Below are 15,387 nucleotides of genomic sequence, written 5' to 3'. Positions count from 1 at the left end.
GTAATCCCCTATATTTCATTTATCTATTTCGATATTACAGCTTGCATTACCTTTTCAAATTCCTACTTAATCATATTTGTATCCAATAGCGCTGAATAACTTCACCAGTACGAGAAGAAACTACTTCATTTTCTAACACACCTCCAACCTTTTGAATCGTTTTAGCAGAACCGATATTGGATTTATCGCAAGTTATTAATACTTTCTGCAATCCTAATTTTTGCGCTTCAGCTAATGCAAGTTGTAGTTGTTTCGTAGCGTAACCGTGGCGACGTTTATTCGGATGGACACTATATCCAATATGACCGCTTTCCCGTAATAATTCTGGATTTAATCTATGTCTAATATTCACAAAACCTATAAGTTCCCCTTTTTCAAAACTTAAAAACTGACTAGACGGCACTCGATTAGCTAGTAAATTTTCTCCTAGTTCTTGTTTACTCACTTTTTCAAACCATTCATCAAGAGAATCAAAGTTTTGTAAAGAACTACTTCCATGTGGTTGTTCCCCTGAGTGTAAAAACGCTTGTCTATACGCCGTAATATGCTCACTATATTCATGGATTGGTTTTAATAGTTTCATTGTTCTTCTCCCCCTCTTCATTCCATAAAACAAACACCTTAATAGCAGCTACTCACTATTAAGGTGTTTCTATCCTTTTTATTCAAATAACCCCATGCTTAAATAACGTTCACCTGTATCAGGCGCAATACATAAAACTTTTTTACCAACGCCTAGGCGTTTCGCTATCATGATTGCAGCGTAAACAGATGCTCCAGAAGATGGCCCAACTAATAATCCTTCTTGTCTAGCTAAGTTTCTCATTGTCGTTAAAGCCTCTTCATCTGCAATTTGAATAATTTCGTTATACACTTCTGTATTTAAGTTTTTCGGAATAAATCCTGGGCTTGTTCCTACTAGTTTATGAGGACCTGGTACACCACCGGATAAAACGGGAGATCCTTTCGGTTCCACTACTGCAATATATAAGTTTGGCAATTTCTCTTTTAACGTTTCACCAGTCCCTGTAATCGTTCCGCCTGTTCCTGCCGTTGCAACAAAAGCATCAAGCTCTCCATCCATTTGTTCGTAAATTTCAAGTGCAGTCGTATAACGGTGAATATTCGGATTAGCTGGATTTTCAAATTGTTGCGGGATAAAACTATTAGGTATTTGTTTTTGCAGTTCTAACGCCTTCGCAATTGCTCCTGGCATTCTTTGTTCTGCTGGTGTTAAAACTACTTCTGCTCCGTATGCTTTCAATAAATTAATACGCTCTTTTGACATATTATCTGGCATAATTAAAATCGCTTTATACCCTTTAGCTGCTGCATTCATCGCTAAACCAATCCCTGTATTCCCGCTTGTCGGTTCAATAATTGTATCTCCTGGTTTGATGAGACCATTTTCTTCTGCAACGTGAAGTAAATTATAAGCAGCACGGTCTTTCACACTGCGCGATGGATTAAACATTTCTAGTTTCACATACACATCTGCTGCGTCTTCCGGAATAAATTTAGATAATCGGACGACAGGTGTATCTCCTATTAATTCCGTAACGTTTTCACACAATTTCATAGCGCATCCCCTATTCTATCGTTTTCTTATCACTTGGCAGTAACCATGAAGTGAGTCCAATTAATGGTAGACAACTACATAATAGCATAATAAATTGCAGGCTATATATATCTGCTAATTTCCCAAGAACTACAGCACCTAATGCTCCAAGTCCAAACGCAAGACCTACGATTAATCCTGACACCATTCCCACTTTTCCAGGCACAAGCTCTTGTGCATATACAACAATTACACTAAAACTACTTGAACTAATAAAACCGATACATAAAAATAACGGTACGACCCACACAAGTGAGACATGTGGTAATAACAGTGCAAGTGGCGCTGAACCTAACATTGAAAATACGATGATATTTTTCTTACCAAATCTATCTGCTAATGGTCCTCCGAAGAAAGTTCCTAACACACCAGCAATCATAAATGCGAATACGAAATACTGGGCATTTTTTATAGATAAACCGTAATGCTCTATTAAGTAAAATTGATAGAAATTCCCGATACCAGCACCGTACCAAGAGCGTACAAAAGTAAGAAAAACAAGAAGTATAATAACGAATTTAATGTGTGTACTTACAATTGCATTTTCCGCCTCAAGTGCAGCCCTCTTCTTCCTTCTTACAGCACCGGTTGCTAATTCATTTTTGTACCAATTCGATACGAAAATTAATAATGCAATTCCTACTGCTGCAAATGCTGTAAAACCTAATGAACCAATTTGACCGAGTGGAACGAAAATTAGCGCTGTAAAAATAGGAGCTAGAGAATTCCCCGTGTTTCCCCCAACTTGATAAATTGCTTGCGCTAACCCTCGTTTTGCACCTGCCGCCATATACGCAACACGAGCGCCTTCTGGATGAAAGACTGCGGAACCTAAACCAATAAATAAAACAGAAATAATAACAATAATAAAGTTTGGTGCAAACGCGAGTCCAATCATTCCAAGCATACTTGAAAACATGCCGAGTGGTAATAAAAATGGTGACGGCTTCTTATCTGAATACATACCAAACACCGGTTGCATAATCGATGACGTCATATTTAATGCAAACGCAATCCACCCTACTTGCATATAGGATAAATTCATCGTTTTTTCCAAAATAGGAAACAACGCCGGCACAACTGCTTGCATCGAATCATTTAAAAAATGCCCAAAGCTAATCGCAAATAAAATTCGATATATTGTCGGTGTTTCTACAGTTTTTTTGTGTGAAACTGCCTGCATATGTGAATCTCCCCTTTCTGTACAAAATATATATTTATTACAGTAGGTGTAATAAATTCTGACTTTTGAAACATTTCTATTCTATACTGCTTTCATTTCTTTTTCCAGAAATATAACTTAACTCCCGTCATTGGCTTGCATCCTTGTAACTTTCAGCGGTAAAACAGTACAAAAAAAAAGACAACCCAATCACATACTGGGTTGCCTCTTACATTAAATTGCAAAATGCTTATACTTCTCGTAATCACTCGTTTTACATTCTATTTGTAATTTGGTACCTTCGTTTTCGTAACTCGTAGATAAAACGTGTGCATGATTATTGAAATACGAAACTACCTGTCCTTGATCATATGGAATTAACATTTCACACTTCGTATATTCTTTATAGATGTGTGAGCGAATCATTTCTACAAGTTCTTCAATTCCAACATGTTTCTTCGCTGATAAATAAACGCGATTTTCTTGCACTTTCGGAATTTCAACATCTACCATATCTGATTTATTATAAGCATAGATCGTTGGAATATTTTCTACTCCAATTTTCTTTAACGTTTCATTTGTAATATCAATTAATTGTTCATAATTTGGATTTGCGTAATCTACAACGTGAATAAGTAGGTCTGCTTCCGCTACTTCTTCTAACGTTGAACGGAACGCCTTCACAAGATGATGTGGTAATTTACTTACAAATCCAACTGTATCTGTTAATAAAAATGATTTATTATCTGGCAAATCAATATTTCGTACAGATGTTTCTAACGTCGCGAATAACATATCTTTTTCAAATACTTGTTTTTCTTCTGTACCATTATAAATTTCAAGCATTGCATTCATCGTCGTTGACTTTCCTGCATTCGTATAACCTACTAATGCTACAACAGGTATTTCATTTTTCTTACGCTGCTTTCGCTGCGTTTGACGCTGGGCAACGAGCGCTTCTAAATCTTTATTCAAAACTGAAATTTGTTCTTCAATTTTACGACGGTCTAACTCTAACTTCTTTTCACCGACACCTTTATTTTTCGTACCAACGCCGCCGCTCTGTCTCCCTAACGATTCACGAAGACCGATTAAACGAGGCATCATATACTGAAGGTGTGCTACTTCTACTTGTAGCTGTGCTTCTTTCGTTTTCGCACGTTGCGCAAAAATATCTAAAATTAAAATGGTACGATCAATTACCTTACAATCTAAATCCTCTTCTAAATTTCGAATTTGTGAAGGAGATACTTCATCATTAAAGATGACCATATTCGCATCTATTTCTTGTACATACGCTGCAACTTCTTCAATCTTTCCTTTTCCGATATAATGCGATGGATTTACTCGTTGTAAATTTTGCGTTACTTGCCCAATTACCTCTACATCACAAGCTTCCGCAAGATTTGTTAACTCTTCCATCGAATATGCAAAATCATCTTCATTACCTACATTTACTCCAACTAAAACTGCTCTTTGTAATACTTCTTCCATATATTTATTCCTCCATTTCGATTACGTAAAATAAAAAACACAGGTCGCTGCCTGTGTTTTCGTAAACGGATAAGGGTTCACCAAAGAAATAGAAGAAAGCTATGCTTTCATCCTATTTTATAGTCAAAAAGTCCCAAGATTGTATACGTATCCACAGTAAGTGTTCACTTATACAATCCCATTCTATTTATAAAGGCAAAACAAAAAGAGGGCGTATTCGTCCCTCCCTCTTTTTCACATATAAGCTTAATAAAGGGTTCCTTTAAAATAGGCAGACCAATCCCGTTCACTCTGTACACAGACAGAGCCTTTGAGCGCTATTCAATTATTGGCACAAAGTATTGAGACGTAATCTGATTAAGATCAAAGGAAGCCCCTCCGTTCATTTTAAGTTACATAAAGTGTAGCATAAGTAATTCGCTTTCACAAGGTTTAACAACCTATATCACACTAAAGAAAATCTTTATATTTTTACTTTAATCGTCATTTTTTGCGAATTTTTCTCACAATAAAAATAACAAAAGCAATTATCAATTTTAGAAACTTCTCGTATATTATTTTTACAGCACTCACCAAATTCCTTCATAGTAAGTTAAGTATTATCGTTTTAATACAACAAAAATCTTTATTGACATTTTTATAACCTAATATTAGTATCAGGTTATAAAAATAAAAGTTAGGAGATGTTCCTATGCATTCTAAATCTCGTATTACCGCAATTGGTACTTATGTTCCAGATCAAATATTGTCTAATAACGATTTAGAAAAAATGGTCCATACGAATGATGAATGGATTGTACAAAGAACAGGAATGAGGGAAAGAAGAATCGCTAGCGAAGAAGAATACTCCTCAAACTTAGCCATTAAAGCAATTGAAAATTTATGTACAACATATAAGAAAAACTTAGAAGATGTCGACTGTATCATTGTCGCTACTACTACTGCTGATTACGTTTTCCCTAGTGTTGCTTGCCAAATACAACAATACTTCAACATACCTCATACACTAGCTTTTGATTTAAATGCAACTTGTGCTGGTTTTACATATGGACTACACGTCGGTAATAGCTTAATCACTTCTGGATCACATGAAAAAGTACTTGTCGTAGCGACAGAGACATTATCTAAAGTTACTGATTATACCGATAGAACGACCTGTATTTTATTCGGTGATGGTGCTGGAGCTATTTTATTAGAAAGAGATGAAAACACCCCAAGCTTTATCGCTGCTCACATGGGAACAAACGGTGATGGCGGCATTCATCTATATAGAACAAACTTATCTACTACTATGAATGGCACACCACTGCAAACAAATGAAAAAATCGTTCAAAATGGAAGAGAAGTATATAAATGGGCAACACGCACAGTACCAAAAGGCATAAAAAATTTATTACATACCGTAAATATGCAAGTAGATGATATAGACTGGTTCATACCCCACAGCGCTAACTTACGAATGATCGAATCTATTTGCGAAAAGTCTCAAATTCCAATACAAAAAACATTAACGAGCGTGGAATATATGGGGAATACCTCTTCAGTCACCATTCCACTCGCTTTAAATTTAGCTATAAAAGAAGGGAAATTAAATAACGGAGACACACTTTTACTATACGGATTTGGTGGCGGACTTACGCATTTAGGGCTTATTGTAGAGTGGAATTTAATTTAAGTGTATAAAAAGAGGCTCTAGCCAGTAACTAGAACCTCTTTTTCATTTAATTTCTTGCCCCTTTTCGAGACCATATCACAACAGGAATAAGTAATAACGCTAACACGCCTCCAGCCAATGACAATGCCGCATAACTTGAATTCGCTACTACCATACCTGACATTGCTCCACCAGAAGCTCCAGCTAGCGCAATAAAAACATCTATTTTCCCTTGTGTTTTAGCACGTGTAGACGGTTTTGTGGAATCAACGATTTGTGCTGTACCACTTATCAATCCGAGGTTCCATCCTAGCCCAAGTAAAGACAGAGCAACGATTAATAATAATAAAGAATCACTTGGCGCTATCGCAGCTATGACACCCGCTGCAAGTAAAATCACTCCACCAGCTATGCTCATTGTAGTTCGGCCAATTTTATCAATTAACATTCCTGTAACGAGAGATGGAAGATACATTGCACCTACATGAAAACCTATCACAAGTCCTACTGCACTTAAACCGTGACCGTGGTGTCCCATATGAACTGGCGTCATCGTCATAATCGCAACCATCACTATTTGCGTAAGTATCATTACGATTGCTCCAACTGTAATACCTCGTTTATTTTCTTTCGCTTCTTCTGTTATTGGTTGTCCTTTATATGTATGTTCCTGTTTATATCTTTCTATTATGTTAGCAATAATCAAAGGATCTGGACGAAGCATAACAAAAAGAACTAGACCCGCCAGTATAAATGCTGCTGCCGATAGTATGAACGGACCTGCAAGTTTAGGAACTCCAATTGAATGAGCAAAACTTCCCATTACCCCTACTAAATTTGGTCCTGCAACTGCACCGAAAGTCGTCATTACCATCGTAATACTAACAGCCGTTGCTCTCTGCTTCTTATCTGCTAAATCTGTACCTGCATAACGAGCTTGTAGATTCGTGGCTGTACCGGCACCATATATGAGTAAAGAAATAAGTAAAAGAATAATACTATTTGTTAAAGCTGCCATTACAACACCAACTGCTCCAAATCCTCCTACTATAAACCCTGTTGCAAGACCTATTCGGCGTCCATATCGTTGCGAAAGCTTCCCTACTATGAAAGCTGCTAATGCCGATCCTAATGTAAACATAGCAGTTGGTAATCCTGCAAACGCATCTGTTCCAAGCATTTGCTGCGCAAGAAGTGCTCCCACTGTAATACCAGCAGCTAGTCCTGCACCGCCAAACATTTGTGAAATGCTGACGATTATTAACGTTCGTTTGTATAGTTTTTGTTGCTCTTCTTCTGTGTACACATGATTATCTATTAAAGCCCCTGCCTTATCTAGCAATTCCCCATCCTCCTTTTAAAATTAATCCCTCTTGTTAATGTACTATGTATAACGTTACATATTCAATGGCATTTTCCATTCCTTCCTTTCATTCTAAAAAACTTTCTAATCATACTCGACTTATCCCATGCTATATTAAAAATACTACCATTCACAATATGCAAGGAGAAAACAATGAAAAAAAACAGGCTGCTATAGCCTGTTTTTCTTTACGCTTCTTCTACTAATCTTCCCCTTCTCTTTTTACTCAAAGCTTGCCCTTCCCAAAACAACAAACTTACGAAAGCACAAATTAAAATAATTGGCACACTTGCTTTATATAAATCTGTAAAACTCATAGCCATCTGATTCTTGGCATAATGATTCACATCATTTGAAAATGTGAGTACCTCTTTCTTTATACTTTCCTCTTGTTTTTCAACTTCTTTTGTCACTTTCCTCATAACTTCTTCTCTTTTTACATCTCTATATTCTACTGGAACTTTTCTTAATATTTCATCCGTCTTGTCGCGAATCAATTCTTCCTTTTTCTCTTTACTTAATCCCATTGTCATTGCATTTTGTTTCTTATTTATATTCGACTCTAAACTTTGATTCTCTATTTTCTCTTTAGTCATTTGTAAAATTTCAGTTTGCTCAGTACTATTCACATGAATAGTACGCACCTTTTCTTCTGCATAACGATATACTTTTTCTTTATTTACAGTTAAATTGTGAGTTAAGTTAGAGACAAATATTGCGACTGCCAATACAATTCCAACTTGTCGTAACATTGATACAACACTTTGAGAAGCAGTTAACAATTCTCCTTCAAACGAAGACGCACTTAAAACTGTAATTGGCCCCACTACTAAACCATATCCAACACCTAATATCATACATGGAATAATAATTTCTATATTTGTTGAATGAACATCAATCATTTGCAACCAATAGTAGGAAAGCCCCATAACAAGAAATCCTGACAAAATAATAGTTACTTTTCCGAGTTTTTTAATTAAAGTTGCTGCAACTGGTGAGACAAAAAATATCATTGCTGAAATAGGTGTCACTAAAAAAGCCGCTTCAATTTCCGTTCGACCCTGTAGTTTCGTCAAGAACGTTGGAAGCAATACAGTAACTCCAATTAAAAATAAATTACTCAATATAACAACGATCGACGCTCCGACAAACATTCGATCTTGAAATAACTTTAAATTCACCATTGGGTTATGAATCTTTCGTTCTACTAAAATAAATAGAATAAGAGAAATAGTGCTAATTGCATAACAAGACAAAGCAATATTACTTTGCCATCCCCATGTATTACCTTTTACTAATATGAGAGTAAATGAAAAAATTGCTGTGCTACTTAATAGTAGTCCTATCCAATCTATTTTTGAGATAATACGTTCTTCATTTTTTATTTGTAGCATGATGCAACATAACACGATTCCTATTATACAAACCGGAACATTAACGAAGAACACCCATCTCCATCCTAAATTTTGCGTAATAATTCCACCTATTACTGGTCCCATAGCAGCTGACAATCCTTGTGTTACTCCTAAAATCGCAAGCGCAACATGCCTCTTAGCTAATGACATAGCTGATACACCAATTACCATACTTGTTGGAAATAAAATCGCTGCCCCAATACTTTGTATAAAACGAGAAAAAATAAGAAAATCACCTGTATTAGCAAAAGCGCAAAGTACCGATCCACCACCAAAAATCACCAGACCCAGAATATACATCTTTGCTTTTCCAAAGATATCAGCTATCCGCCCTAACGGAATGGCAAGTACTGCAATCGTCATTGTATAAACATTTAATACCCAAGACATCTTTTCTAACGAAGTATTTACACTCGATTGTATTGCCGGTAAAGCTATATTCATAATTGTCGTATCAATCATACAAAGAAAGATACCTAGACACATTAAAAAGACAATCTTAATACCCTTTGATTGCTCCATCTTTATATACCCCTTTATTTATTGTGAACGCGTTTTTCATTCTTCTGTTTTATTGTTTTCTTTCGCCTCTAACTCTTCTAATTTTTTCTTCAAAGTCTCCACTTGTGCACTATACGATGCAATACCTACATCTAGTGAAATTTCTTCGACGAAAGTAATACCTACTCTCCACTTTTCATATTTCAATCGAAGATCTGCAATGTACGCTTCTTTTCTTTCAATTTCATCTTTAATCCATTTTTTTATTGTTACATCATCACTATAGTTACCAAAATACATTCTCATTAAAAAATCCGAACGTAAAACATCCTTCTCTACAGGCGTCTGCATGTATTGATAAAACTCTTTACGTCCTTCATCTGTAATAAAGTACATTTTCTTATTCGGTTTCCCCTCTTGCATGACAACCTCTTTTTTTATTTTCCCTTCATTCTCCAATTGTCGTAACGTTGGATAAATCATTCCAAAACTTCCATCAAAAAAATGAGTAAATACGTCTTCAAACACAATTTTAATATCGTAACCAGACAATTCCTTTTCCATTAATAAACCTAAAACAACATCTCTTCCCTTCAAAGTAAAACCCCCACACATTATATAATCAATAATCATATTAACAATGTTAATATGATTATTGATTATATACCTTATTCTGTTAATTGTAAAATGTTTCTAAATAAAAAAGCCCCATAATTTGGTTTCACCAATTCACAGGGCCATTTTCTTTTTTACTCTTTCACACCTACATCTTGCAAAACTTCAATATCCTCTTTCATTTCATAATAATAAGAAGGCAATTCTATACCATGTTCTAAGAAATAATCCTCAATGAATGAAATAATAATTTTTAACGTTTTCACACGAGCATACAATTTATCGTTACTTTCAATAATATGCCACTTCGCATTTGGCTTACTTGTTTTTTCAAACATGTCTTCCATCGCTTCAACATATTCATCCCATTTTTCACGATTACGCCAATCTTCGTCTGTAATTTTCCATCTTTTCAAAGGATTTTTCTCTCTATCTTTAAATCTCTTTAACTGTTCCTCTTTACTTATATGGTAGAAGAACTTCCCCATTATGTAATGGTCATCTGTTAGTAGTTTTTCAAAATCATTAATCTCATCATATGCTCTCATCCACTCTTCCTTTGTAGCAAAACCTTCAACACGCTCAACTAACACACGACCGTACCATGAGCGATCAAAAATGGTAATTTGCCCGTACTGTGGAATTTTGCGCCAGAAACGTTGCAAATAATGGTAACGTTTTTCATGAGGTGCAGGCGCTCCAATTGGATCTACTTGGAACCCACGTGGGTCAAGATGTTCCGTCACCCGCTTAATTGCCCCACCTTTACCAGCCGCATCCCATCCTTCCATAACAAGCATAACCGCGATTTTTTCTTCTTTCAAAATTTGTTGTAATGCTAATAAGCGCCTTTGATATTTTTCTAATTTCTTATTGTACTTAGATTTTGATTCAATTTTTTTCGTTAAGTCTACTTTAGCAAGATGTCCATTTTCCATAAAACAAATCCCCCTTGTTGTATGACAATGTTATTTTAACATATTTTTGGTAATTTTTTCATATCCTAAATAGCTGTGTAGAAACATCTCTACACAGCTTCCCTCTCTAATTTCACATATACAAGCACATTTAACTACATTAAAATAAATAATTTATACGGAATTCTTAGTATATTCTTTTTATTAAAACGTAAAAATAGCCCTTTTAAAAAGGGCAGTAATCTAAGTATAGAAAAAACAAATTTATTCTTTCTTACTTCATACGTAATTATGTTAGCTATAAGAGTAGTGAATAAGATATTGATTCACTACTCACAATAACCACTTTACATTATATGGTATATTAACTCGTAAAAAGAAGATAATAACAAGTAAATCCATTAAAGAATGGGAGCTCTAAAAAAAATGAAACGAAAAATATTAACTCTCTTTACGCTTATATGTTTAGCACTACCAATGCAAGCTAGTGCTTACACATTTCAGTCACTGCCGATTGCGTCAAAGTCTAAACAATGGTATGTCGAAATTGATAAATCCCATAATCCAAACAAGCAAGCAATCCAGCCAAAACAAGGTGTATTTGATACGTATAGTTTACTCGTAAAAAACATCGGTCATGATGTATCAAATGTATCTGTGGAAATACTTGATAACAATCCTACCTCTAAAGCTACCTTTAAACCTTCTACACCTAATGAAAACATTTCTAAAAGTCATACAAGCTTTGACTACATGGTATTCCCATTAGACTTTAATAGTCATAATTTTAAAGTTGTGATCACTTGGGAAGAAAAGAATTTCTCTTATAACGGCCATCCGGTAAATGAAGGTAAAAAAATGAAACAAACATTTGTATTTAATGAAGAATAAGTCCTAATTTCTTTAGGGCTTATTCTTCTTTTTTGAAACCTACTTGTATCGCTTCCGTCACTTCTTTTGTGATTTCTATTTTTGTTGCTTCCATACTAATTTTTTTGTGCCAAATGTGTATGGAAGGCTTTTCATTACAAAGATGTTTTATTAATACTAGTTGATTATATGCTAAGTTATTTTCTATATAGGTCTAGCCCTCTTCTCCCATATAATCAATTAAATCGACGAATACTCGGTACAGACAATGCTATTCCAATTGTTAAAATTACTAAACTAGCTAGTGTTATAATAGTTATCTCGCCACCTATGACAGTAGCTAACCAGCCTACAACTACGTATCCTAATGGCAATAAAGCAAAAGAACCCAACATATCAAGGCTTGCCACTCTTCCGAATGCTTCTTCTGGTACAAGCTCCTGTAAACTCGTTTCCCAAATGAGTCCAAATATCATCATGCCAAATCCTTCAATTGCCATTAGGAATATTAAAGCGGGTGCCCAAGAAATGAATGGCATAATTAATAAAGCAATGCCACTCATTAAAACACCTCCATAAGCCAGTAATCCTCTCTTATGCCACAGCTCTTTCCCACCAAATATTAATGCGGCAATTACAGCCCCACCACCAGAAAAGGCCATGCCAAGTCCATATACGTAAGCTTCAAAATGATGATGAACATTAAATAACCATGGAATTAATACGACGATAATGCCGGCATAACAAATATTTATAAAAGAAAAAACTAAAATTGTAATCCACAGCCACGGATGACTTTTTAAAACTAAAACACCTTCCATAAACTCTTGTTTGTAATTAAGCTTACTCTTTTCAATGGGTTTTACTTTTTTAAACTTAATTTCTTTTAAAAATAATAAACATAAAAATGATAATAAGTACGTTGCTGCATCTAGTCCGAAACCTATCCCTGCAGATGCAACCGATACGATTAACCCACCAAGTGCTGGCCCAATTAATCGTATACCTTGATTACTCATTTGAGTGAGTGCGTTAGCTGCATTACGAATTTCAGGGACGAATACTTTCGCCCTTACAGCAGAATATGCTGGTTGGAATATCCCTTCCATAAGTCCGTATATGGCAACGAGAATATATAAAATCGTAATTGTTAATAAATCCATAAATATAAGCGATGCAAGTAATAGCATTAATATACAGCGGATTATATCCGTAAATAACATTAACCTAACCCGATCAATTCGGTCTACAATTAAACCCGCAAACGGTAAAGCAAGAATATTAGGTAGCATGTACATTGCCATCGTCATCCCCATTACAACTGTTGAACCAGTTAATGAATACACAACAACTGGAAGTATGACCATAGTTATCGAACTACCTAAGGCCGAGAGTAATTGTCCAATCCATAAAAACTTAAAGTGCGTTGATACTTTAACTGGTAATAATAATTTTCCAATATAACCTAAACTTTTCTCCTTTTGTATTTCTCCTTGCATGTCTCTCCCCTCTTTTCGAATGACTATAGAATTTATAATATATAACTGAAAATTTATAACATTCCATTTCTAATTATATAAGAAACAATTATGTTATGGTAAAATTATCAAAAAAATATAAAGGAGAATACATCATTATGCCTCCAAATTCACATAACATCGAACATCAGATCTATACAATGTGTATGATCCAACGTAACAATGAAATTTTACTCATAAAACGCCCCAGCCATCGAGGTTTCCCTGGCTACATCGCTCCTGGCGGCAAAGTAGATTTCCCCGAAAGTATCGTTCAAGCCGCTATAAGAGAAGTAAAAGAAGAAACTGGATTACTTGTTTCCAATTTAACTTTTAAAGGATTAGATGAATATGTCAATCCGAAAGGTAATGTTCGATATATGGTATTTAACTATTGGACAGACTCATTTGAAGGTGAACTTCTTTTGAATCCTCCTGAGGGTGAATTATTATGGATACCAATCAATACAGCACTAAAGCTACCTATGCAAACTTGGTTTAAAGAAAGATTCCCATTATTTTTTGAAACAGGCACTTTTGAAATTCAACGTGTTTGGGATAATGAGCTAAATAAACAAATTTCTATGACAATTACCCATACATAAAAAAGCTTGGAAACCCATCCAAGCCTTTCTTACTTCTGTGCAATTTTTTCAATCTTATAATGAATATGTAAAAATTCAAGTCCAAATAGCCACATGCTATGATGAGCTGTTAACATTTTATCCTTACCCTCTGTAATGATGAAAGTCTCTGCTAACGGTAAACGGATTGTTAAGAACCGAGTATGTAAATAAATCCCCTCATCTCCCTGGCCATTTTCTCTTAACTTACTAGTAATGATTAAATCATGATTATCATTATATAGTTTCAAAATACCAGTCATATTCGAATAAGGTAAAGGTAAGGCGATATTCATATATGTCTCATTCTTATTTGTATGCTTTGAATAAAGAGCTACAAAAATAGATTCACCTGCTTCATTTTTCCTTATCCAAGCCCTTACATTCTCTCTTCCATCTTTCTCATCTATTACACTAATGATAGAGCCATGCATCGTTTCCCAATTGCCGCCCATCCCTAAATGTATTTGTCCTACATGCTTGCTCATTTTCTCATAACAAAATGCAAATAGGCGGAACCAACGAGCCCATTTAATATTTGATTGCAACTCATACTCTGTTGTATTTTCATAAAAACGAATAATACTTAAAGGTACCTTCGTCACGTCAAATGACTCACTATGAAAATCAGTTATTTGATCAACTAAACCGTTGTATTCCTTACTGCCTACTAAATTGCCGCTATATAAAAAAGCCTCACCAATTGCCACACTTCCTCTTAATTTACTCATTGGTTTCCCATAGTATTTATAATTCGGAACACTCTTTTCGATCATCCAGCCGACAAATGCCGGTAACGCTACTCCAATTCCGTTGACAACACCGTGAATCCAAACCATTTGAGCAATTGTAATCGTCATTACATGCTTCAAATTTCCGTATGAATATATAAGTGAGAACATAATTGTAACCATGAGTGTACTAGACGAAACGATTAAAAGAATCTTTGCACTGATAGCATTAAATTTTGCTCTCCAAACGTAAAATCCATATCCATAAATGGCACATAAATATAGGAGCACTGCAAAAAATTCAAATATTCTCGAGTATGTAATTCCTATTGCAACTGTCATAGGTGAAATCATGATGATAAACATAATAGCATCATATACTTTACTTCTCTTTTCTCTTTTTCTCCCTATTAAACCAGCTGATAATGGCAATAGAAACGCCGAATAATGAAAATGCGCTGCTGTGAGTAAAACAATGTCAGAGCTAAAATGCATAATTGAAAGTTTTGCTACTGAAGCAAAAAACCAAAAACCACCTAAAAACAAATAAATAAACGCACTATCTATGACGATTTCTTCTAACGGCTTCCATCCTCTTTCTAGCAATCTACTTACACCAAATAACGCAACAATTCCTGTATATACAAACCAAACTAGCGCAAATACATTGTAATTTGTGACGAAAGCTAGCATTGCACAAATTGCTGCGATTGGATATAAAAACGATACGAATTTATAAAATAATAAATACGATCCATCTCTTTTTCTTTTATCAATAATACAAAGTGACATTGGTATAAATAATAAAACAGACAATAATATAATTGCTTCAACAGGATTTATATTCGACCACTCATATATTAGAAAAACAACATAACAAGCAAGCCCAAATATTATATTTTTCATA

The 15,387-nt window shown here is 34.9% G+C and carries 13 protein-coding genes; 3 read left to right on the top strand and 10 right to left on the bottom strand.

Translation table 11 applies throughout. The annotated features are described in order from the left end of the window. Positions 1 to 70: 70 nt before the first annotated feature. The 4 genes from V7S45_RS08715 to hflX all read right to left on the bottom strand — a co-directional run bounded on the left by V7S45_RS08715 (position 71) and on the right by hflX (position 4,274). The gene (locus V7S45_RS08715; RefSeq protein WP_000771271.1) at positions 71 to 583 is read right to left on the bottom strand and encodes a GNAT family N-acetyltransferase; all 513 of its coding nucleotides are present in this window, start codon (positions 581 to 583) and stop codon (positions 71 to 73) included. Positions 584 to 661: 78 nt separating this feature from the next. Continuing rightward, positions 662 to 1,579 carry a cysteine synthase A gene (gene cysK / locus V7S45_RS08710; protein WP_000762273.1) on the bottom strand — a complete coding sequence of 306 codons (918 nt, stop codon included), beginning with the start codon at positions 1,577 to 1,579 and terminating at the stop codon, positions 662 to 664. Positions 1,580 to 1,589: 10 nt separating this feature from the next. Then, positions 1,590 to 2,801, bottom strand: coding sequence for an MFS transporter (locus V7S45_RS08705; protein WP_001149398.1), 1,212 nt, complete (start codon positions 2,799 to 2,801; stop codon positions 1,590 to 1,592). Positions 2,802 to 3,014: 213 nt separating this feature from the next. Further along, positions 3,015 to 4,274 carry a GTPase HflX gene (hflX, locus tag V7S45_RS08700; protein ID WP_342761741.1) on the bottom strand — a complete coding sequence of 420 codons (1,260 nt, stop codon included), beginning with the start codon at positions 4,272 to 4,274 and terminating at the stop codon, positions 3,015 to 3,017. A gap of 691 nt (positions 4,275 to 4,965) precedes the next feature. On the opposite strand from hflX, the gene V7S45_RS08695 reads away from it, so the two are divergent. Then, on the top strand, positions 4,966 to 5,949 hold the full coding sequence (locus tag V7S45_RS08695; protein WP_016124385.1) for a ketoacyl-ACP synthase III: 984 nt from the start codon (positions 4,966 to 4,968) through the stop codon (positions 5,947 to 5,949). A gap of 46 nt (positions 5,950 to 5,995) precedes the next feature. Here the strand turns inward: V7S45_RS08695 and V7S45_RS08690 are convergent, their stop codons facing one another. The 4 genes from V7S45_RS08690 to V7S45_RS08675 all read right to left on the bottom strand — a co-directional run bounded on the left by V7S45_RS08690 (position 5,996) and on the right by V7S45_RS08675 (position 10,760). Beyond that, positions 5,996 to 7,270, bottom strand: coding sequence for an MFS transporter (locus tag V7S45_RS08690; RefSeq protein WP_342761740.1), 1,275 nt, complete (start codon positions 7,268 to 7,270; stop codon positions 5,996 to 5,998). Between the two features lie 209 nt (positions 7,271 to 7,479). Further along, the gene (locus V7S45_RS08685) at positions 7,480 to 9,228 is read right to left on the bottom strand and encodes an MFS transporter (protein WP_342761739.1); all 1,749 of its coding nucleotides are present in this window, start codon (positions 9,226 to 9,228) and stop codon (positions 7,480 to 7,482) included. Positions 9,229 to 9,264: 36 nt separating this feature from the next. Further along, positions 9,265 to 9,804, bottom strand: coding sequence for a PadR family transcriptional regulator (locus tag V7S45_RS08680; RefSeq protein ID WP_025687243.1), 540 nt, complete (start codon positions 9,802 to 9,804; stop codon positions 9,265 to 9,267). A 152-nt stretch (positions 9,805 to 9,956) separates the two neighbouring features. After that, positions 9,957 to 10,760: a UDP-galactose-lipid carrier transferase gene (locus V7S45_RS08675; protein ID WP_000427315.1), complete on the bottom strand. Its 804-nt coding sequence runs from the start codon at positions 10,758 to 10,760 to the stop codon at positions 9,957 to 9,959. Between the two features lie 405 nt (positions 10,761 to 11,165). Here V7S45_RS08675 and V7S45_RS08670 point away from each other — a divergent pair, with 405 nt between their 5' ends. Continuing rightward, entirely contained in the window at positions 11,166 to 11,630 is a 465-nt protein-coding gene (locus V7S45_RS08670; RefSeq protein ID WP_000823331.1) for a hypothetical protein, read from the top strand. 215 nt (positions 11,631 to 11,845) lie between these two features. On the opposite strand, the gene V7S45_RS08665 is transcribed toward V7S45_RS08670, so the two are convergent. Continuing rightward, positions 11,846 to 13,108 (bottom strand): MFS transporter, encoded by a 1,263-nt coding sequence (locus tag V7S45_RS08665; protein ID WP_001161164.1) that lies wholly within the window; start codon positions 13,106 to 13,108, stop codon positions 11,846 to 11,848. A 137-nt stretch (positions 13,109 to 13,245) separates the two neighbouring features. Between V7S45_RS08665 and V7S45_RS08660 the strand changes: the two genes are divergently transcribed. Next, entirely contained in the window at positions 13,246 to 13,731 is a 486-nt protein-coding gene (locus tag V7S45_RS08660) for an 8-oxo-dGTP diphosphatase (RefSeq protein ID WP_001134945.1), read from the top strand. Between the two features lie 29 nt (positions 13,732 to 13,760). On the opposite strand, the gene V7S45_RS08655 is transcribed toward V7S45_RS08660, so the two are convergent. Continuing rightward, positions 13,761 to 15,386, bottom strand: coding sequence for a YndJ family protein (locus V7S45_RS08655; protein WP_025687247.1), 1,626 nt, complete (start codon positions 15,384 to 15,386; stop codon positions 13,761 to 13,763). Position 15,387: the final 1 nt, after the last annotated feature.

This window comes from Bacillus sp. BR3(2024) (assembly GCF_039134555.1).
In the GTDB taxonomy this organism is placed as follows: domain Bacteria; phylum Bacillota; class Bacilli; order Bacillales; family Bacillaceae_G; genus Bacillus_A; species Bacillus_A cereus.
The sequence above is the reverse complement of the archived record's forward strand: the minus strand, read 5'-3'. Positions and strand labels throughout refer to the sequence as shown.